Origin of the sequence: Paraburkholderia sp. BR10936, from assembly GCF_040965735.1 — a bacterium.
GTDB lineage: Bacteria > Pseudomonadota > Gammaproteobacteria > Burkholderiales > Burkholderiaceae > Paraburkholderia > Paraburkholderia nodosa_A.
Genome location: NZ_JBFRCM010000008.1, coordinates 144639 through 162174, shown reverse-complemented (window position 1 = coordinate 162174; position 17536 = coordinate 144639). Strand labels below are relative to the sequence as shown.

18 protein-coding genes are annotated in these 17536 nt (G+C 65.5%); 8 read left to right on the top strand and 10 right to left on the bottom strand.

All coding sequences use genetic code 11. The annotated features are described in order from the left end of the window. Window positions 1–234 precede the first annotated feature (234 nt). On the top strand, window positions 235–720 hold the full coding sequence (locus AB4Y36_RS18745; RefSeq protein ID WP_028209548.1) for a YajQ family cyclic di-GMP-binding protein: 486 nt from the start codon (window positions 235–237) through the stop codon (window positions 718–720). Window positions 721–804: 84 nt separating this feature from the next. Here the strand turns inward: AB4Y36_RS18745 and AB4Y36_RS18740 are convergent, their stop codons facing one another. From AB4Y36_RS18740 to queG, 7 genes are all read right to left on the bottom strand, one after another. After that, window positions 805–1293, bottom strand: a complete 489-nt coding sequence (locus AB4Y36_RS18740; RefSeq protein WP_368616806.1) for an SRPBCC family protein — start codon at window positions 1291–1293, stop codon at window positions 805–807. Then, complete coding sequence (locus AB4Y36_RS18735) at window positions 1286–1609, bottom strand: helix-turn-helix transcriptional regulator (RefSeq protein WP_069267758.1); 324 nt, start codon at window positions 1607–1609, stop codon at window positions 1286–1288. The genes AB4Y36_RS18740 and AB4Y36_RS18735 overlap by 8 nt, the downstream gene beginning before the upstream one ends. Window positions 1610–1690: 81 nt before the next feature. Beyond that, window positions 1691–2311, bottom strand: coding sequence for a glycerol-3-phosphate 1-O-acyltransferase PlsY (plsY, locus tag AB4Y36_RS18730; RefSeq protein WP_069267759.1), 621 nt, complete (start codon window positions 2309–2311; stop codon window positions 1691–1693). A 200-nt stretch (window positions 2312–2511) separates the two neighbouring features. Then, window positions 2512–3003 carry a Cys-tRNA(Pro) deacylase gene (ybaK, locus tag AB4Y36_RS18725; RefSeq protein ID WP_342947716.1) on the bottom strand — a complete coding sequence of 164 codons (492 nt, stop codon included), beginning with the start codon at window positions 3001–3003 and terminating at the stop codon, window positions 2512–2514. Between the two features lie 42 nt (window positions 3004–3045). Further along, on the bottom strand, window positions 3046–4020 hold the full coding sequence (gene xerD, locus AB4Y36_RS18720; RefSeq protein ID WP_069267826.1) for a site-specific tyrosine recombinase XerD: 975 nt from the start codon (window positions 4018–4020) through the stop codon (window positions 3046–3048). 10 nt (window positions 4021–4030) lie between these two features. Continuing rightward, window positions 4031–4516 carry a methylated-DNA--[protein]-cysteine S-methyltransferase gene (locus AB4Y36_RS18715; RefSeq protein WP_342947978.1) on the bottom strand — a complete coding sequence of 162 codons (486 nt, stop codon included), beginning with the start codon at window positions 4514–4516 and terminating at the stop codon, window positions 4031–4033. Between the two features lie 116 nt (window positions 4517–4632). After that, on the bottom strand, window positions 4633–5892 hold the full coding sequence (queG, locus tag AB4Y36_RS18710) for a tRNA epoxyqueuosine(34) reductase QueG (RefSeq protein ID WP_368683775.1): 1260 nt from the start codon (window positions 5890–5892) through the stop codon (window positions 4633–4635). Between the two features lie 137 nt (window positions 5893–6029). On the opposite strand from queG, the gene tsaE reads away from it, so the two are divergent. Both tsaE and AB4Y36_RS18700 read left to right on the top strand, forming a co-directional pair. Continuing rightward, window positions 6030–6620: a tRNA (adenosine(37)-N6)-threonylcarbamoyltransferase complex ATPase subunit type 1 TsaE gene (gene tsaE / locus AB4Y36_RS18705; protein WP_342947713.1), complete on the top strand. Its 591-nt coding sequence runs from the start codon at window positions 6030–6032 to the stop codon at window positions 6618–6620. After that, on the top strand, window positions 6602–8149 hold the full coding sequence (locus AB4Y36_RS18700) for an N-acetylmuramoyl-L-alanine amidase (protein ID WP_342947712.1): 1548 nt from the start codon (window positions 6602–6604) through the stop codon (window positions 8147–8149). The genes tsaE and AB4Y36_RS18700 overlap by 19 nt, the downstream gene beginning before the upstream one ends. Window positions 8150–8233: 84 nt before the next feature. Here AB4Y36_RS18700 and AB4Y36_RS18695 read toward each other — a convergent pair whose 3' ends face one another. Continuing rightward, entirely contained in the window at window positions 8234–9130 is an 897-nt protein-coding gene (locus AB4Y36_RS18695) for an EamA family transporter (protein ID WP_368683774.1), read from the bottom strand. Between the two features lie 221 nt (window positions 9131–9351). Between AB4Y36_RS18695 and AB4Y36_RS18690 the strand changes: the two genes are divergently transcribed. Continuing rightward, window positions 9352–10233 (top strand): pirin family protein, encoded by an 882-nt coding sequence (locus AB4Y36_RS18690; RefSeq protein WP_368683773.1) that lies wholly within the window; start codon window positions 9352–9354, stop codon window positions 10231–10233. Window positions 10234–10324: 91 nt separating this feature from the next. Next, window positions 10325–11173 (top strand): thioredoxin, encoded by an 849-nt coding sequence (gene trxA, locus AB4Y36_RS18685; RefSeq protein ID WP_342947709.1) that lies wholly within the window; start codon window positions 10325–10327, stop codon window positions 11171–11173. A 50-nt stretch (window positions 11174–11223) separates the two neighbouring features. On the opposite strand, the gene AB4Y36_RS18680 is transcribed toward trxA, so the two are convergent. After that, window positions 11224–12762, bottom strand: coding sequence for a mannose-1-phosphate guanylyltransferase/mannose-6-phosphate isomerase (locus tag AB4Y36_RS18680; protein WP_368683772.1), 1539 nt, complete (start codon window positions 12760–12762; stop codon window positions 11224–11226). A 743-nt stretch (window positions 12763–13505) separates the two neighbouring features. Between AB4Y36_RS18680 and AB4Y36_RS18675 the strand changes: the two genes are divergently transcribed. Continuing rightward, a complete protein-coding gene (locus tag AB4Y36_RS18675; protein ID WP_069267766.1) occupies window positions 13506–14240 on the top strand; it encodes a Crp/Fnr family transcriptional regulator in 735 nt (244 codons plus the stop codon). Between the two features lie 90 nt (window positions 14241–14330). Here the strand turns inward: AB4Y36_RS18675 and tcdA are convergent, their stop codons facing one another. Next, complete coding sequence (gene tcdA, locus AB4Y36_RS18670; RefSeq protein ID WP_368683771.1) at window positions 14331–15203, bottom strand: tRNA cyclic N6-threonylcarbamoyladenosine(37) synthase TcdA; 873 nt, start codon at window positions 15201–15203, stop codon at window positions 14331–14333. A gap of 176 nt (window positions 15204–15379) precedes the next feature. On the opposite strand from tcdA, the gene pdxH reads away from it, so the two are divergent. Both pdxH and AB4Y36_RS18660 read left to right on the top strand, forming a co-directional pair. Further along, complete coding sequence (gene pdxH, locus AB4Y36_RS18665) at window positions 15380–16021, top strand: pyridoxamine 5'-phosphate oxidase (RefSeq protein WP_368683770.1); 642 nt, start codon at window positions 15380–15382, stop codon at window positions 16019–16021. A 183-nt stretch (window positions 16022–16204) separates the two neighbouring features. Then, window positions 16205–17419 carry a cyclopropane-fatty-acyl-phospholipid synthase family protein gene (locus AB4Y36_RS18660; protein WP_342947705.1) on the top strand — a complete coding sequence of 405 codons (1215 nt, stop codon included), beginning with the start codon at window positions 16205–16207 and terminating at the stop codon, window positions 17417–17419. The last annotated feature ends 117 nt before the right edge of the window (window positions 17420–17536 follow it).

Below are 17536 nucleotides of genomic sequence, written 5' to 3'. Positions count from 1 at the left end.
AGGCCGCCGGGAGGCACCTGCGCACTGCTGACTCGCCTCCGGGCGGCGGCAAGCCGCCTTGGGCAAACGCAACGGCGCCGGTAGAATGGCGTCGGTCCGTGATTATAGCGAGTGCGCGAACCGCTGCCTGAAAATGCGTCTGTGGGCTGCGGAATACAGCTGCGACCCGCGGGCATTTGGCTTGCATGGTTTTTGCACCGCCGTTTGCGCACCTCGTACTTTTTGGAGAAAGCAATGCCATCGTTTGACGTCGTCAGCGAAGCCAACATGATCGAAGTAAAGAACGCCGTGGAGCAGTCCAACAAGGAGATCTCCACACGCTTCGACTTCAAGGGCTCGGATTCGCGCGTCGAGCAGAAAGAGCGCGAGCTGACCGCGTTCGCCGACGACGACTTCAAGCTCGGCCAGGTGAAGGACGTGCTCGTGTCGAAAATGGCCAAGCGCAATGTGGACGTGCGCTTCCTCGACTACGGCAAGATCGAGAAGATCGGCGGCGACAAGGTCAAGCAGGTCATCACCGTGAAGAAGGGTGTGTCGGGCGACCTCGCGAAGAAGATCGTGAGGCTCGTGAAGGACAGCAAGATCAAGGTCCAGGCGAGCATCCAGGGCGACGCCGTGCGCGTGACGGGCGCCAAGCGCGACGACCTGCAAAGCGTGATCGCCATGCTGCGCAAGGACGTGACCGACACGCCGCTCGACTTCAACAACTTCCGCGACTAAGGCGGCAAGTCCAGCGTATTGCAGGGCGGCTCGGGCCGCCCCGTTTCGTTTCACACGTCGCCGCGCGCGCTCGCTTTCTCGCGCTCAGTCCGCCGTCACCACGAGCGGCATGAGCACCTCGCCGGTTTCCAGCAGTGTCTTGAGATTCGAGAGGATGCGCGGCCAGCCGCCCGACACCTTCTCGATGAAGACCGATCCCGGCCGCGCCATGTGGTGCGTAATCGTGAGCTTGACCGCGTGCTCCACGGGTTCGATGTCGATCGTGCAAAGCGAATCGCCCTCGGCATGGAGTTCGGCCAGGAACATGTTGCGCCAGCGCAGCACGAGCCGGCGCGGGGGATCGGCTTCGACCACCGCGCCCGAGTCGGCGATCCGGCCGTCGGCGAAGCGCAGCGACCAGGGCGAGCCCGTTTGCCAGTCGCATTCGTGATGCATGCCGAACCAGTAGCGCTCGGTGAACTCGCGGCTCGTGAGCGCCGTCCACAACGCTTCCGGCGTGGTGCGGATGAACGTGACGTAGACGAACGTCGAGTCGCCGGCCGCACTGCCTTGCGTGTGCTTGTCGCTACTCATGGCTGCCTCCTTCGAGTGATCGCTTGAGGTCGACGAGCGCACCCACGCGCTCGTGCTCGAACTTGCCGATCCAGCGTGCGGCAATCTCGCCGATGGGGACCGGATTAATGAAATGCCGCTTCTCGCGCCCATGCCGCTGCGTCGCGACGAGGTTCGCCTCTTCCAGCACCGTGAGATGCTTCGTAACGGCCTGACGCGAGATGGCCAGCCCTTCGCATAAATCGGTCAACGTCTGGCCGTTTTTTGCGTGGAGGCGGTCAAGCAGTTGACGGCGGCTCGCGTCCGCCAGCGCGCGGAATACGGCGTCGTCGTTCATGCATTGATTATGCAACCGTATGGTTGCATGTCAAGGTGAAAAAACGGCGCCGCAGCGCCGTCTTCTCCCGTCGCACCCGGCCTACTTGCCGGCGCCGGCCGCTTTCTTCTCGCCGATGCGGCTTTCCTTGCCCGCGATGAGCTTGGAGATGTTCGCGCGATGCCGCCAGAACAGCAGCACGCTCATGGCGAGGATGGCGAGCGCGACGATGCGCGGGCCGAACATGAACACGTAGTAGAGCGGCGCGAACACGGCAGCCGCCAGCGCCGCGAGCGACGAGTAACGCGTGAAGAACGCGACGATGAGCCAGGTGGCAAGCGTGGCGACACCGAGAATCGGATTCACGGCAAGCAGGACGCCGGCCGCGGTGGCGACGCCCTTGCCGCCCTTGAAGCGGAAGAACACTGGATACAGGTGGCCGAGGAACACGGCGATCGCGGCGAGCGCGACGGCGGCGTCGCCCAGACCGTAACGCGGGCCGAAGTGCGCGACGAGCCAGACGGCCAGCCAGCCCTTGAACGCATCGCCGATCAGCGTGAGGATCGCGGCCTTCTTGTTGCCGCTGCGCAGCACGTTGGTCGCGCCGGGATTGCCGGAGCCGTAGGAGCGCGGATCGTCGAGGCCCATGAAGGCGCTCACGATCACGGCGAACGAAACCGAGCCGATCAGATAGGCAAGAACGGCGACGAACAGGTTGTACATGCACGAAACCCGGAGGAAGTGGAACGATGCGCGCCGGGAGCTAGCGATGGTCATCGCCGCCCGGCAACGCGCGACGGCGCTCATTCTACCGAAGCGCGGGCGCGCCCTGCCCGCGCAGGCGGCATAAGCACGCACGAACCAGGGTAAATCAGGGAAGCAACGGGAACGGACAGAAGCGTCCAGTCACCGTTCGCCGTGCGCTATTCGACGCTTGCGCACTGCACCGGCTTCGCGTTCAGGAGCGTCGTGAGCACTGCCGGGGCGAGGCTCACGAGATAGCCGCGACGGCCGCCGTTGAGCCAGATTTCGTCGAGTTCGAGTATGGTCGATTCGACATACACAGGCATGGCTTTCTTGGTGCCGAAGGGCGACGTGCCGCCCACCAGGTACCCCGAATGACGGTTCGCGACGTCGGGCTTGCAGGGCTCGATACGCTTCGCGCCGATCTGCCGCGCGAGATTCTTCGTCGACACCTTGCGGTCGCCATGCATCAGGACGATGAGCGGCTTCGCGTGCTCGTCCTCCATCACGAGCGTCTTGACGACGCGATGCTCGTCCACACCGAGCTGGCGCGCGGACTCTTCCGTGCCGCCATGCTCGACATACTCGTAGGGATGCTCGCCGAACGCGACGCCCGCGCGGCGCAGCATTTGTGTGGCGGGCGTTTCGGACACGTGTTTCGTTTTGCTCATCGACGCATTGTAATCGCACGGTCTGCAACGATCGCTTCAACCTCACCCGCGCGGATGATGCTTCTCGTGCAACAGACGCAGCCGCTCGCGGGCCACGTGCGTATAGATCTGCGTGGTGGAAATGTCGCTATGGCCGAGCAGAAGCTGCACGACCCGTAGGTCCGCGCCGTGATTGAGCAGGTGCGTGGCGAACGCGTGGCGCATCGTATGCGGCGAGAGCGGCGCATGCACGCCGGCCGCCGCCGCGTGGCGCTTGATGATGTGCCAGAACTGCTGGCGCGTCATGCCTTCGGCGCGCGCGGTCACGAAGAGCGCGTCGGCCGTGCGTGCGCCGAGCAGCGCCGGCCGCGACTCGCGCAGGTAGCGCTCGATCCACGCGTGCGCCTCCTCGCCAAACGGAATGAGCCGCTCTTTCGAGCCCTTGCCGAGCACCCGCACGACGCCTTCGTTCAGGCCCACCTCGACGGTCTTGAGCGTGACGAGTTCGGTCACGCGCAGGCCGCTCGCGTACATCAGCTCCAGCATCGTGCGATCGCGCAGGCCGAGCGGCGTCTCGACATCGGGCGCGCCCAGCAGTGCCTCGACTTGCGCCTCGCTCAACGTCGACGGAAAACGCGGCGCCTGCTTTGCCGAGCGGATGCGCACGGTCGGGTCCGTATGCACGCGCTGCTCGCGCAGCGCCCAGCCGTAGTAGCGGCGAAACACCGAAAGGCGCCGGTTCGCCGAAGTGGATTTATCGTCCTTGCGACGCGCGCTATAGGCAAGCAAATCGTCTTCGTGGGTCGTATCGAGCGAATTGGAGCGCTCGCTCGCGAGCCATTGCGCGAAGAGGCGCAAATCGCGCCGGTAGGCGTCGAGCGTGTTGCGCGAGAGGCCGTGCTCGAGCCACATGGCGTCGCAGAACGTGTCGATGGCGGTGAGGCTCGATGCCAGCGCTTCGGCGGCGGCGGGGCCGAGCGCCTGCTCCACTTCGTCGGCGGCATCGCTTGAGTCAAGCGGCGGCGGATTCGTCGTCATCGTCATCGTGTCAGCGCAGTTGAAATCGGTTCGATGTGCATTCGTGGGCGAGCAGCCAGCGCTTCACGTCGCGAAAGAAGCCTTCGCCGCCGTGATGCGCGAAGCCGCCGAGACCGCTCGCCGACACCACGCGATGACACGGAATCACCAGCGGAAAGGGATTGTCGCCGCACGCCTGGCCTACGGCGCGCGGGCTCACGCCGCCGATGCGCTTCGCGAGTTCGCCGTAGGTCAAGACTTCGCCCGCTTCGATTGCGCAGATGCCGTCCCACACGCGCCGCTGGAATTCGGTGCCGAGCGGTGCGAGCGGCAGGTCGAAGCCGGCGTCGGCGTCCTCGAAATACTGCTCGATCTGAACGGCCGCGCGGGAAGCAAGCTCACAATCGGGCTCGACGCTCGCCGTCTGTCCCGGCAGATAGACGATCTCGCGCAGCGCTGGCCCGACGGTGCGGATGCCGACCTTGCCGAATGGCGCGTCGATCACTGCGTTGAACATCGTCGTCTCCTTCGTGCGCGAACGTTGCACGCCATGGTGCCGCGTTGTGCGCGCGATTTCCAGCGCGCCGTCGTTCAGTTTCAGGTCCATGCCAGCCTCTGCCGTTTTCATCCGCATCAAGCCGCTTCGAGCGCCCAGAGCACATGCTCGCGCACGAGCGCCGACTCGTCATGCTCGCGCCCGCGCAACGCCTGCACGATCGCAGCGCGCGCGGCGTCGCGGGCGCTATCCGCACCTTCATGCGTGGCGCGCAGCGCATTGCCCATCGCCACCGCGATATTGCGCGACCAGCTTTCGTAGCCGATGCGCCGTATCGCGCTGCCCTGCATGCGCTCGTCGAACTGCGCCGCGCTCCAGCCGAACAGCTCGACGAGACTCGCGCGATCGAGCCCGTGGCGCACGTCGAAATCGGCCACGGGCGCGGCCTTCGCGAACTTGTTCCATGGGCACACGAGCTGGCAGTCGTCGCAGCCATACACACGATTGCCGATCAGCTCGCGCAGTTCCAGGGGAATACTGCCCTTTAGTTCGATCGTGAGATAGGAGATGCAGCGGCGCGCATCCACGCGATACGGGCCGGTGATCGCGCCCGTCGGACACGCGTCGATGCAGCGCGTGCAGCTGCCGCAATGCGCGCCAGGTGTTTCGGGCGCGGCCCTGGCCGGGTCGTCGGCGTCGGCAGGCAGCGGCACGTCCACGTAGATCTCGCCGAGAAAGAAGAGCGAGCCCGCATCGCGCTGCAGGAGCAGCGTGTGCTTGCCGCGCCAGCCCACGCCCGCCTTCTGCGCAAGCTCGACTTCGAGCACCGGCGCGGAGTCGGTGAACACGCGAAAACCGAACTGGCCGATCTCGGCCTCGATGCGCTCGGCAAGCTGCTGCAGCCGCGCGCGCAGCACTTTGTGATAGTCGCGGCCGCGCGCGTAAATCGACACGACGGCGGCGTGCGGGTCGGCGAGACGCGCGTGCTCGCGCAGACGCCAGTCGGCGTGAATGCTCTCGTGGGCAACGTCCGTGCCAACTTCGTTGCCAACCGCAGCACCAGCGCTCCCGCTGCGATCCGAGCCGCCTTGCGAAGCACTTTCGTGCGTCTTTCCCGCTGCATTCGGCGCGAGCGTATCGATGGGCAAATAGGCCATGCGTGCGGTAATCACGCGTCGCGTGCCGGCCACAAGCTCGGCGGGCCGCGCGCGTTTCATCCCATGTTTGGCCATATAATCCATCTCGCCGTGGCAGCCTGCTTCGAGCCACGCGGCGAGGCCCGCCTCGGCATGGGAAAGGTCGGTGTCACTAATACCGATCGCACCGAACCCCAGCTCGCGCCCCCACGTCCGGATGCGCGCCGCGAGCGCGGCGAGCGCCGCCTCATCGAGCGGCATGGCCTGCCCGGCAGCAGGCGCAGTCGAATCTCGCGGCGCCTGAACGGACGTTGGGTCGAACGCCTCCGAAGACGCGCGCGCATCCTGCGCGGAGTTGGAAGGGGAATGCTTGGGGTTCATTACGCCATTTTACGAGAATGCCCGACAGCCCCGGTCACGACCACGCGCCGCTTTCGCTTGATCCATCCGCCGCCGTTCTCCTCGAACGCCGTTTCGATCTCGCAGACGCCGACGCCACCGACGCCTTCGGCGCACGCTTTGCGCACGCGCTCGATTCGCTGCGTGCAAAAGTTGCACAAACGAGCGCGCAAAATCGCGACGCACCGCCCTTTCACGGTCTGCACGTGCAGCTGCACGGCGACCTCGGCGCGGGCAAGACCTCGCTCGTGCGCGCCACGTTGCGCGCGCTCGGCCACACGGGCCGCGTGCGCAGCCCCACCTACACGCTCGTCGAACCGTACACGGTTACAACGCCCTGTGGGGAACTCCAGCTTTATCACTTCGATCTGTACCGTTTCAGCGATCCGGCCGAATGGGCCGACTCGGGCTTTCGCGAATATTTCGCGCAAGATGCGGTGTGCCTCGTCGAATGGCCGCAACGCGCGGGCGGCCTGCTTGGCATACCCGATCTCGTGTTCTCGCTGGAGCCGGATGCAAGCGGCGAAGGCCGCGTGCTCACCGCATACGCATACAGCGCATCAGGAAAGGCATGTCTAGAAAGATGTTAATCAAACCGTTCCGCTCGATCGAATCGGCCGCCACCGCCACGCACAACTGGCGTCGCCGGCAGATTCTGAAGGCGGGCGCCTCCACGCTCGTGCTCGGTCTTGCCGTACCGCGCCTCGCGTGGGCCACGTCGGTCGTCGGCGTACGGGTGTGGCCCGCGCGCGACTACACCCGCGTCACGATCGAATCGGACCAGCCGCTGCAGAACACGCAGCAGTTGCTGCAGGGCCCCGATCGTCTCGTCGTCGATCTCACCGGACTCGATCTCGACGACGCGCTCAAGAACCTCGTCTCCAAGATCACGCCGAACGATCCGCAGATCCAGGCCGTGCGCGTGGGCCAGTACCAGCCGCACGTGGTGCGCATGGTGTTCGACCTCAAGGGCGGTGTGAAGCCCCAGGTGTTCACGCTTGCCCCTATCGGCTCGTACAAGTACCGGCTCGTGTTCGACCTTTATCCGGCGGTCGCGCCCGACCCGCTCATGGACCTGCTCGCGCAAACCGAGCGCAAGCAGCAGCAGCTCGACGCGCACGAAGCGATGAAGGACAGCGCGCCGCCTTCCACGCCGCCCACGCTCGCGGGTCCTAACACGCCGCCCGCGCACGACAACAGCGACGCATTCTTCGAGCGTTACGCGCAGAACGACGCGGGCGCCGCGCCGAGCACGCCGCGTTCCGCGCCCCCCGTGGTTGCGCCGCGTGCGCCGAAGCCTGCTGCGCCGAAGCCGCCCGTCGTCGCCCAGCGCAACAGCGACGACGACAATGCCAGCGCCGACGACAACTACGGCTTCACCGCGCCGAAGTCCACCAGGGGCGGCACCACGCGCCTGTTGACGGTCGCGATCGATCCGGGCCACGGCGGCGAGGACCCGGGTGCGATCGGCAGCGCGGGCACCTACGAGAAGCACGTCGCGCTCGACATCGCGAAGAAGCTGCGCGCGAAGATCGACGCCCAGCCCAACATGCGCGCGATGATGACGCGCGACGCCGACTTCTTCGTGCCGCTGAACGTGCGCGTGCAGAAGGCGCGCCGCGTGGGCGCGGACCTGTTCGTCTCGATCCACGCCGATGCGTTCACCACGCCGGAGGCACGCGGCTCGTCAGTGTTCGCGCTGTCGGAGCACGGCGCGACGAGCGCCGCGGCGCGCTGGATGGCGAACAAGGAGAACTCGTCGGACCAGATCGGCGGCATCAGCGTGCAAACGGCCGACGCCGCGGTGAACCGCGCGCTCTTCGACATGTCCACGACGGCGCAGATCCGCGACTCGCTGCGTTACGGCGGCTACGTGCTCAACGAGGTCGGCGAGATCAACAAGCTGCACAAGGGCTCGGTCGAGCAGGCGGGCTTCGCGGTGCTCAAGGCACCCGACATTCCGTCGATCCTCGTGGAAACGGCTTTCATCAGCAATCCCGAAGAAGAGACCAGGCTCAACGACGACGCCTATCGCGACAAGATGGCGAACGCGATTCTCAAGGGCATCAGGCGCTATTTCGCGGCCAATCCGCCGCTTGCGAAGAGCCGTATGACCTGAGCGCCGCGTGAGGCATCTGGCGGCTTCAGCAGCGCCGCGCAAGCCTTCGGGCTCGCGCGGCGTTTTTCATTCGGAGCAGGATGGTTACGAGCGCACGGCCCCGAGGCGCTGCTTGACCCAGCCCCCGAACACGTTGACGGCGAGACCGCCCATCACGAGCACGGCGCCGCCGATCTCGGCCGCGGTCAACTGCTCGCCGAGCAGCAGCGACGCCGAGGCGAGGCCGACAATCGGCACGAGCAGCGAGAACGGCGCCACCTGGCTGGCGGGATACTTCGAGAGCAGGCGGCTCCAGAGGCTATAGCCGATGAGCGTCGCCACGAACGCGAGATAAAAGATCGCGCCCACCGACGTCATGCCGATGCCCGAGAGCGCGGCGACGATGCGCTGCGGGCCTTCCATCCAGTACGAGAGCACGAGAAACGGCAGCGGCGGCACGAGGCTCGCCCACACCACGAGGCCGACGAGATCCACCTTGCCCACCTTCTTCGTGACGATATTGCCGAGCGCCCACATGCAGGCCGCACCCAGCGTGAGCACGAAGCCGGCGATGGTCATCCCCTGAGCGCCACCGCCCATCGACTGCAAGCCGATCAGTGCGAGCCCGCCTGCAGCGATCAACAAGCCGATGACGTTCTGCGCGTGAAAGCGCTCACGCAGAAACACCGCCGCAAAACCGAGCGTGAAGAACGCCTGCGCCTGCAGCACGACCGAAGCGAGACCCGCGGGCATGCCCACATACATGGCCGTGAAGAGGAACGCGAACTGGCCGAGCGAGATGGTCGCGCCGTAGGCCAGCAGCCAGCGCAGCGGCAATTGCGGAGGCTTCACGAACAGCACCGCGGGAAAAGCCGCCAGCATGAAACGCAGCGCGCCGAGCAGAAGCGGCGGCACGCCGTGCAGCCCCACCTTGATCACGACGAAATTCACGCCCCACGCGAGCACCACCACCAGTGCGAGCAACAAGTCCTTCGGCGACATCCCTTTCCCCCCCTCTTTGCGTCATGCCTGTTCTTCGAAGCGGCGATCTTACCGCCTCGCGCCACTTCGTGACGCCCCGCGCCGTGCCGCCAGCGCCGGGCCGTTGCCTTGGCCGCACGCCGGGAAAGCCGGCGTTAGAATGAGCGCCAGCCTCGCGCGCGGCGTGCCCGCGCGCCGACTTCGACGATAACCCGCGCCGTACGACTCATCCAGGAAGCATCATGTCCTCATCGATCAAAGCGGTTCTCAAGCCCCATCAACGCGACATCGGCAATCTCTATGTGCGGCGCGTGCTGCCCGCGCTCGCCGCTCGCCTCGTCGGTCCGTTCATCTTCTTCGACCACATGGGCCCCGCCACGCTCGCGCCAGGCTCGGGCGTGGATGTGCGCCCGCACCCGCATATCGGGCTCGCAACGGTCACGTATCTCTTCGACGGCGCGCTGATGCATCGGGACAGCATCGGGTCCAGCCAGAAGATCGTGCCCGGCGACGTGAACTGGATGACGGCCGGGCGCGGCATCGTCCACTCGGAGCGCACGCCCGACGAGGACCGCGCCACCGGCCTCACCATGCACGGCATCCAGACCTGGGTGGCGCTGCCGCTCGATCATGAAGACACCGAACCGTCGTTCTTCCATCACACCGCCGCCACGCTGCCCGAAATCGAGCGCAACGGCGTCACGATGCGCGTGATCGCGGGCACGGCGTTCGGCGTGACCTCGCCGGTCGAGACCTTTTCCGGCACGCTCTACGTCGCCGCAGATTTCGCGCCGGGCAGCGCATTCGCGCTCGACGCGGAGCACGAAGAGCGCGGCGTCTATCTCGTGGAAGGCGATCTGGCGATCGACGGCACCCCGCTCGAACAGCACACCATGGCCGTGCTGGTGCCGGGCGAAACCGCCACCCTCTCGAGTGCGAACGGGGCACGCGTGATGCTGCTCGGCGGGGAAAAGCTCGAAGGCGAGCGCTTCATCGAATGGAACTTCGTGGCAAGCTCGCGCGAAAAGATCGAAGCCGCGAAGGAGGCCTGGACGCGCCAGGAAATGGGGCATGTTCCCGGCGAAACGGAATGGATTCCGCTGCCGGAAAAGAAGCCGCGCTAAAGACTAACGGCTCGCCGCTTTCGGAGGATGATTGAAACCAGGGCGTTTCGTCCCCAACTAGCGACATAACGGTTATCTCAACGAGGACGCAATGGACACCACTCTCGCCACTTTCGAAAAAGACGTGATCGAAGCGTCGGCGCTAGCGCCGGTGCTGGTCGACTTCTGGGCGCCCTGGTGCGGCCCTTGCAAGAGCCTCGGCCCGATGCTCGAAAAGCTCGAGGCCGAGTACGCGGGCAAATGGAAGCTCGTGAAGGTGAACGTCGACGAGAATCAGGAACTCGCCGCGCACTTCGGCGTGCGCAGCATTCCGCACGTCGTGGCGTTCGCGGACCGTCAGGCGGTCGATCAGTTCGTGGGCGTGCTGCCCGAAGGCCAACTGCGCCAGTTCCTCGACGGGCTGATCCCCGACGGCGCCGACGCTGCGCGCCGCGCCGCGCAGGAAGCGCTGGCCGAGGGCCGCCGCGACGAAGCCTATGAAGCGCTACAGGCCGCGCTCGCGTTCGATCCGGGCAACGACGAAGTGCGCATGGACCTGATCGAGATGCTGCTCGCCGACAACCGCGCCGACGACGCACAAAAGGAAGTCGAGCTGCTCTCGCCCAAGACCACGCAGGGCATCGACGCGCGCTTCAATGCGCTCAAGACGCGCCTCGATGCGCTCGACGCCGCCGCCGACCTGCCGCCCACCGATGCGCTCGAAGCCCAGGTCGCCGCCAACCCCGGCGACCTCGAAGCGCGCTTCGATCTGGCGAACGCGCTGATCGCGCGCCGCAAATACGCGGGGGCGCTCGAGCATCTGCTGGAGATCGTCAAGCGCGACCGCGCCTTCCGCGACGACGTGGGCCGCAAGACCATGCTTTCCGTGTTCGATCTCGCGGCGCATCAGCCGCAGCTCGTGAGCGAGTGGCGGCGCAGGCTCAGTGCAACGCTGAACTGATATCGAGCGGCCGAGGACGCCGCGGGCGTCCTCGCCCTGCGTTCAGTCGGCTACGCCTGCTGAACCCGACCGTACTGGTCGTCGAAGCGCACGATGTCGTCCTCACCGAGATAACAGCCCGACTGCACCTCGATGATCTCGAGCGCGGTCTTGCCCGGATTCTCGAGCCGGTGCGTCATGCCAAGCGGGATATAGGTCGATTCGTTTTCGGAAAGCAGGAGCACCTCGTCGCCACGCGTCACGCGCGCCGTGCCGCGCACCACGGTCCAGTGCTCCGCGCGGTGGTGATGCATCTGCAACGAAAGCCGGCCGCCCGGCTTGACAACGATGCGCTTGACCTGAAAGCGCTCGCCCTGATCGACCGAGTCGTACCAGCCCCACGGGCGCTCGACGCGCCGGTGCTGCCGCGCCACCTCACTGTGTTGCGCCTTGAGCCGCGTGACCACCGCCTTGACGTCCTGAACGCGGTCCTTCGCGACGACGAGCACGGCGTCCGCCGTCTCGACCACCACCATGCCCCGCACGCCCACGCAGGCAACGAGTCGCCCGTCCGAATGCACGAAGGTATCCGTCGCATCCTCGAACAGCACGCGCCCGCGCGCGACGTTGCCCTTCTCGTCCTTCTCCGAGACTTGCCACAGGGCATCCCACGCGCCGACGTCCGACCAGCCCGAACGAAGCGGTACGACCACGCCCGCGAGCCGCGCGTTCACGCCGACCGACTCCATCACCGCGTAGTCGATCGAATCGGACGGACAGGCGGCGAGTGCATCGCGGTTCAAGTGGACGGTGCCGTCAGCGTCGACGGAGGCATTTTCGAAGGCCGCCGCGCACTGCGCCGCGATGAGCGGCCGGCTGTGCGCGATCGCCGAGAGCCAGACCGATGCGCGCACAACGAAAATCCCACTGTTCCAAAGATAGTTCCCCGAAGCAACATAGCTCACAGCGCGCTCGGCGTCCGGCTTCTCGACAAAATGCTCGATGCTGCGCGCGCCGCTGCTGCCGAGCGGCAAACCCGCGCCGATGTAGCCGTAGCCCGTTTCGGCGCGCTGCGGCGGCACGCCAAGTGTGACGATGGCGCCGCGCGCCGCGTGTGCCACGGCTTCTTCGAGCGCGGCAGCAAACGCGGCGCCATCGGCGATCAGATGATCAGCGGGCATGGCAACGAGCACGGGGTCGCCGTCGCGGCTCGCGGCGAGTGCTACCGCCGTCAGCGCGGGCGCCGTGTTGCGCGCGAGCGGTTCGAGCACGAAGCGAGCGGCCAAGCCGCTGCGACCAAGACGGTCAGCGGTCAGATGGCGCAAGTCCTCGCTGCTCACGACGAATGGCGCAGCTTTGCGAACCGCTGTGTGCGCTTCAGGCAGCGGGGCGCCGGCGTGCAGGAACATGCCGTCGAGGCGCCGTACAGTCGCCTCGAGCAGCGACTCGCCATCGAGCAGATCGATCAGTTGCTTGGGACAGTGTTCGCGCGAAAGCGGCCATAACCGCGTGCCGGAACCGCCCGCCAGCACGACGGGCTGAACGACGAGTTCAGCGTCACCTTCGCTGATCGCGGCTATCAGGCTGGCAGATGTCACATCGTTGTTCATTTGTGTCACTCCCCCGAAGTCATGCACCGAGTCTCGTTATTGGTTGGCGTACGGGTGACATTTGAACAATACGTATCGCGCGAATCTGTACGCGCAGCCACATTGAGCGCTCGGTGCGCCAGGAATTTTTTCCTTGCGGCGCAGGTCTGGTCATCGCGCAGTCATCGCGCAGTCATCGTTATGTGCGGCAACGCACGAAGCGCGAAGATGGCCGCGCAAGGTGATGTTTCACATCCGAACGTTTTTGCGACAGTGTCGGTAGCCCCCCAACAGAAGTGGATCAACACCGCAGCGCAACAAAGGCAGGCGCACAACGCGTTCGCGGCGATGGCCCGACGATGTTTCAGCGAGGACTCATTTCCGCGCATCCGTCTGACGAGCGAAAGTCGCTATATAAATCAAGGCGTTGGCAACAACAAACTCTAGCGACTTCGCAAACGGCGCCGCGCGGGCGCAGTACAGAACTGAAACAATAATGCGGCTTTGCGTCGCCCTGGAAATAGCTGGCGCAACGCCAGGCCGCAAGCGTCCTCACTTTCGCGGCTGCTGGCACAACCCCTGCTAAGTAGAGTTCACCGCACTGGCGTAGATGCCGACAAACGAGATCGCAAAACGCTAGTGGGGCTTATGGGGCCGGCGCAACGAACGTATAGCCGAACGGGTAGCGGCGATAACAAAAAATTCGGCAGCCGGAAGCAGAAAAAACAGGAGGCGGCACACGCCGCTTTACGCGAGGACCGATCATGTTGACCCTTCAATCCGATTTGCACGGCAATCATCTGCTTGGCGCACTTCCGTCAAACGAGTGGCAGGCGTTGGCGCCGCATCTTGAACTCGTTCAACTGCGCACTGAACAGCTGCTCTGCGATTGCGGCCAGCGTATTCATCACGTGTACTTTCCGACGACCGCCGTCATCTCGATGCTCACGACAATGGAAGACGGCAGTTCCGTCGAAATTGCAGCGGTGGGCCGGGAAGGCATGACCGGCGTGCCTGTGCTGACCGGCGGCGAAACGATGCCGAACCGCGTGCAGGTGCAAAGTTCGGGCTTCGCGTACCGCATCAGCGCACAGGCGCTCAAGCAGCAGTTTGCGCGCTCGGACCTCCTGCGTCGCGTTACGCTGCTTTACATGCACGCGCTGCTCACGCAGGTCGCACAGACGGCCGCCTGCAACCGCCACCACTCGCTGAGCAAGCAGCTGTGCCGGTGGCTGCTGATCGAAGTGGATCGCGTCGACTCCAACGATCTGAGCGTGACGCAGCAACTGATCGCCGACATGCTCGGCGTGCGCCGCGAAGGCGTCACGGAAGCAGCCGGCAAGCTGCATGACGAAGGTCTGATCCATCACAGCCGCGGCAAGATCCGCGTACTCGATCGCAAGCGCCTCGAAGCGCGCGCATGCGAGTGCTACGGTCTCGTGCGCCGCGAGTTCGATCGTCTGCTGCCGCGCCTGCACGAAGCGGAAGCGGTCGAATAAGGCGGCCGACGCGCGCGGTTCGTTCGCTTTCCACCTCGATACGAAAGCGTGCCTAAAAGGCACGCTTTCTTGCGTTCCAGGCGCTCGCCTTCAACGCCCGCTGGCTTGATGCGCCAACGCTCGCAGTACGTACGAGGCCGCCGCGAAACCAAAACTCGCCGTCACGCACACGCTCGAACCGAAGCCCGCGCAGTTCAACCCCACCGGACCGTGATGCCCCGGCGATGTGGTGACGTGCTCGGCCTCGGCGTCGATATCGCACACAGCCGCCTCGGGATAGATGAGCGGCTCGTCCGAATACACCGCGCTCACCTTGAATTTCGCCTTCGGCCCCCGCGGAAAGCCGTGCTGCTTGCGCAACTGGCCGCGCACCTTGGAGAGCAGCGGGTCCTGGATCGTGAGCGCGAGGTCGTCGATGCGAATCCGCGTGGGGTCGAGCTGCCCGCCCGCGCCGCCCACCGTAATGAGCGGCACGCGGTGCTCCACGCACCAGGCGATCAACGCGGTCTTGGTGCGCACGCTGTCGATGGCGTCGATCACGTAGTCGAAGCCACCGCCCAGCAACGCATCGAAGTTCGACGGCTCGACGAAATCCTCGACGAGACGCACGTCGCAGGCCGGGTCGATGAGCTTGATGCGCTCGGCCATGGCCTCGACCTTGGGCTTGCCGTAGTTGCCGTCGAGCGCGTGGATCTGGCGGTTGGTGTTGCTCTCGGCCACGTTGTCGAGGTCGATCAGCGTGAGCGTGCCGATCGCGCTGCGCGCGAGCGCCTCGGCGGCCCACGAGCCCACGCCGCCAATGCCGATCACGGCAACGTGGGCGCGCTCGAACGCGTCGAGCGCGGGTGCGCCATAAAGCCGCGCGATTCCGCCGAATCGGCGGGCGCGATCGGCAACATCGTCGGCGGGGCTCGGGGTAAGATCGACAGAGCCGGCGGCAGGGGAAATCGGGGTACTGGACATGACGGTAGCAATCGTAAGCGGACCGGTCGCACGCTGCTGTCGCGGTCCTCGCAAGACCCGTATTTTGCCTGATCGCGCCGAATGAGGCCCGGAGGCCCCAGCCGGGCACCCCTGGCCGGGCCCCTGCTTCCTGTCTCTTCGATATACTTGTCCGCATTGAAGCGTCTGCATAAAAGATGACCTCCCTCGCCGATCTCCGCAAGACCTATTCGCTCGGCTCGCTCGACGCCGCCGACGTCGATCCCGATCCGATCCGCCAGTTCCAGACCTGGTTCGCCCAGGCGCTCGACGCGAAGCTGCCCGAGCCCAACGCCATGACGGTCGCCACAGTCGACGCACAAGGCCGCCCCGCCGCGCGCATCCTGCTCATCAAGGGCGTGGACGAGCGCGGCTTCGTATTCTTCACGAACTACGAGAGCCGCAAGGGCCGCGAGCTGAGCGCGAATCCGCATGCGGCGCTGCTCTTTCACTGGATCGAGCTGGAGCGCCAGGTCCGCATCGAGGGCAAGGTCGAACTCACGAGCGCAGAGGAAAGCGACGCCTACTTCAACTCGCGCCCGCTCGGCTCGCGCATTGGCGCCTGGGCCTCGGAGCAAAGCACGGTGATCGCGAACCGCGAGACGCTCGAAGCGCGCGAGCGCGAAATCGCCGCGCAGTATGGCGAGACGCCGCCGCGCCCGCCGCATTGGGGCGGTTACCGGCTCGTCCCGGAGGCCATCGAGTTCTGGCAAGGCCGCCCGTCGCGCCTGCACGACCGTATCCGCTACACGCGTGAGAACGCGAATGTGGCCTGGCGCATCGAGCGTCTCGCGCCCTGAGCGCATGCGCGGCGTGACACGCTTACCGCACTTACGCCGCCCCCGTCGGGTTTTCGTCTCACCGCTTTCGTTGTATGTCGTTCAGTACTTCGCTGTCGCCGTAACGCTGTTGCCAAAAAACCTGCATCGCAATTCGCTTTTGTCGTTGGGCTTCAATCGTTCATCTGACATGGAGAGAAACGCATGTTCTGGGAGAAAAAACTCGCACAGTGGGTAGAAGAAGTACGCAGCAAGGCCGACTTGCCCGCCCGCCTCGTGCTCTGGAGCGGCCAGCAATACGACTTCGGCCACTTCGCCGCGCCTCGGGTCACGCTCAAGGTCAATAGCGCGTCGGCGCTGCCGCTTCTTCTCACGCCGAGCCTCGACAACCTGGGCGAGGCCTACGTCAAGGGCAAGATCGACATCGAAGGCAAGCTCGCCGACATCATCAACATCAGCTATTCGCTCGCGCGCAACACCGTCACGAGCGCCAGCAAGCTCGCACGCGTGCGCCGCTATTTCACGCACTCGAAGTCCACGGACAAGCAGGCCATCCAGTACCACTACGACGTCTCGAACGAGTTCTACCAGCTCTGGCTCGACGAGAACATGGTCTATTCGTGCGCGTACTTCGAAAACGGCGACGAAGACCTCGCCACCGCCCAGCTCAAGAAAATTGACCACATCCTCACCAAGATCCAGGTGAAGGAAGGTCACACGCTGCTCGACATCGGCTGCGGATGGGGTGCGCTCGTGCTGCGCGCGGCGCAGAAGTTCGGCGCGCGCTGCGTGGGCGTAACGCTCTCGCAGAACCAGTTCGATCTCGCGACGGCGCGTGTGAAGGCGGCCGGCCTCGAAGACCGTATCGAGATCCGCCTGCAGGACTATCGCGACATCCAGGGCGAATTCGACCGCATCACGAGCGTGGGCATGTTCGAGCACGTCGGGCGCAAGAATCTGCCGGGCTATTTCCGCAAGGTCCACGACCTGCTCGCCGACGACGGCGTCGCCATGAACCACGGCATCACCTCGTCGGACGCCGAATCCGGCGAAACGGCGCTGGGCGGCGGCGAGTTCATCGACCGCTACGTGTTCCCCGACGGCGAGCTGCCGCACATCGGCCTTGCGCTCCAGGCGGCGCAGCACGGCGGCCTCGAAGCGGTTGACGTGGAAAGCCTGCGCCGTCACTATGCGCACACGCTCGATTTGTGGGCGGAGAATTTCGAGGCGCGCGCCGAGGAAGCGAAACAGCTCGTCGACGACGAAAAGTTCCGCATCTGGCGCGTTTATCTGGCGGGTTGCGCGTACGCGTTCGAGCACGACGACGTGTCGATCTTCCAGATCGTCTGCCGCAAGGCCGGCCGCAGCGCGAGCACGCTGCCGTGGTCGCGCCGGTATATGTACGAGAAGCCGCTCTGACGCAGGCGGCGGCGCGGTTTGCCGCGCCGCCGGCATATCGACTGTTCCCGCAGTTGCGCACGGCCCGGGCGGCTTCGCCCCAACGACCGCCATCACGACGCCACAGCGCGACGCCAC

Bases quoted from the DNA above. Each gene is read 5' to 3' on its own strand.
- tsaE (WP_342947713.1), top strand. From the start codon at position 6,030: ATGCCCGACAGCCCCGGTCACGACCACGCGCCGCTTTCGCTTGATCCA.
- AB4Y36_RS18660 (WP_342947705.1), top strand. From the start codon at position 16,205: ATGTTCTGGGAGAAAAAACTCGCACAGTGGGTAGAAGAAGTACGCAGC.
- AB4Y36_RS18695 (WP_368683774.1), bottom strand. From the start codon at position 9,130: ATGTCGCCGAAGGACTTGTTGCTCGCACTGGTGGTGGTGCTCGCGTGG.
- AB4Y36_RS18700 (WP_342947712.1), top strand. From the start codon at position 6,602: ATGTCTAGAAAGATGTTAATCAAACCGTTCCGCTCGATCGAATCGGCC.
- AB4Y36_RS18745 (WP_028209548.1), top strand. From the start codon at position 235: ATGCCATCGTTTGACGTCGTCAGCGAAGCCAACATGATCGAAGTAAAG.
- queG (WP_368683775.1), bottom strand. From the start codon at position 5,892: ATGCCGCTCGATGAGGCGGCGCTCGCCGCGCTCGCGGCGCGCATCCGG.
- ybaK (WP_342947716.1), bottom strand. From the start codon at position 3,003: ATGAGCAAAACGAAACACGTGTCCGAAACGCCCGCCACACAAATGCTG.
- tcdA (WP_368683771.1), bottom strand. From the start codon at position 15,203: ATGTCCAGTACCCCGATTTCCCCTGCCGCCGGCTCTGTCGATCTTACC.
- plsY (WP_069267759.1), bottom strand. From the start codon at position 2,311: ATGTACAACCTGTTCGTCGCCGTTCTTGCCTATCTGATCGGCTCGGTT.
- AB4Y36_RS18735 (WP_069267758.1), bottom strand. From the start codon at position 1,609: ATGAACGACGACGCCGTATTCCGCGCGCTGGCGGACGCGAGCCGCCGT.
- AB4Y36_RS18715 (WP_342947978.1), bottom strand. From the start codon at position 4,516: ATGTTCAACGCAGTGATCGACGCGCCATTCGGCAAGGTCGGCATCCGC.
- AB4Y36_RS18740 (WP_368616806.1), bottom strand. From the start codon at position 1,293: ATGAGTAGCGACAAGCACACGCAAGGCAGTGCGGCCGGCGACTCGACG.
- AB4Y36_RS18675 (WP_069267766.1), top strand. From the start codon at position 13,506: ATGTTGACCCTTCAATCCGATTTGCACGGCAATCATCTGCTTGGCGCA.
- trxA (WP_342947709.1), top strand. From the start codon at position 10,325: ATGGACACCACTCTCGCCACTTTCGAAAAAGACGTGATCGAAGCGTCG.
- AB4Y36_RS18690 (WP_368683773.1), top strand. From the start codon at position 9,352: ATGTCCTCATCGATCAAAGCGGTTCTCAAGCCCCATCAACGCGACATC.
- xerD (WP_069267826.1), bottom strand. From the start codon at position 4,020: ATGACGACGAATCCGCCGCCGCTTGACTCAAGCGATGCCGCCGACGAA.
- AB4Y36_RS18680 (WP_368683772.1), bottom strand. From the start codon at position 12,762: ATGAACAACGATGTGACATCTGCCAGCCTGATAGCCGCGATCAGCGAA.
- pdxH (WP_368683770.1), top strand. From the start codon at position 15,380: ATGACCTCCCTCGCCGATCTCCGCAAGACCTATTCGCTCGGCTCGCTC.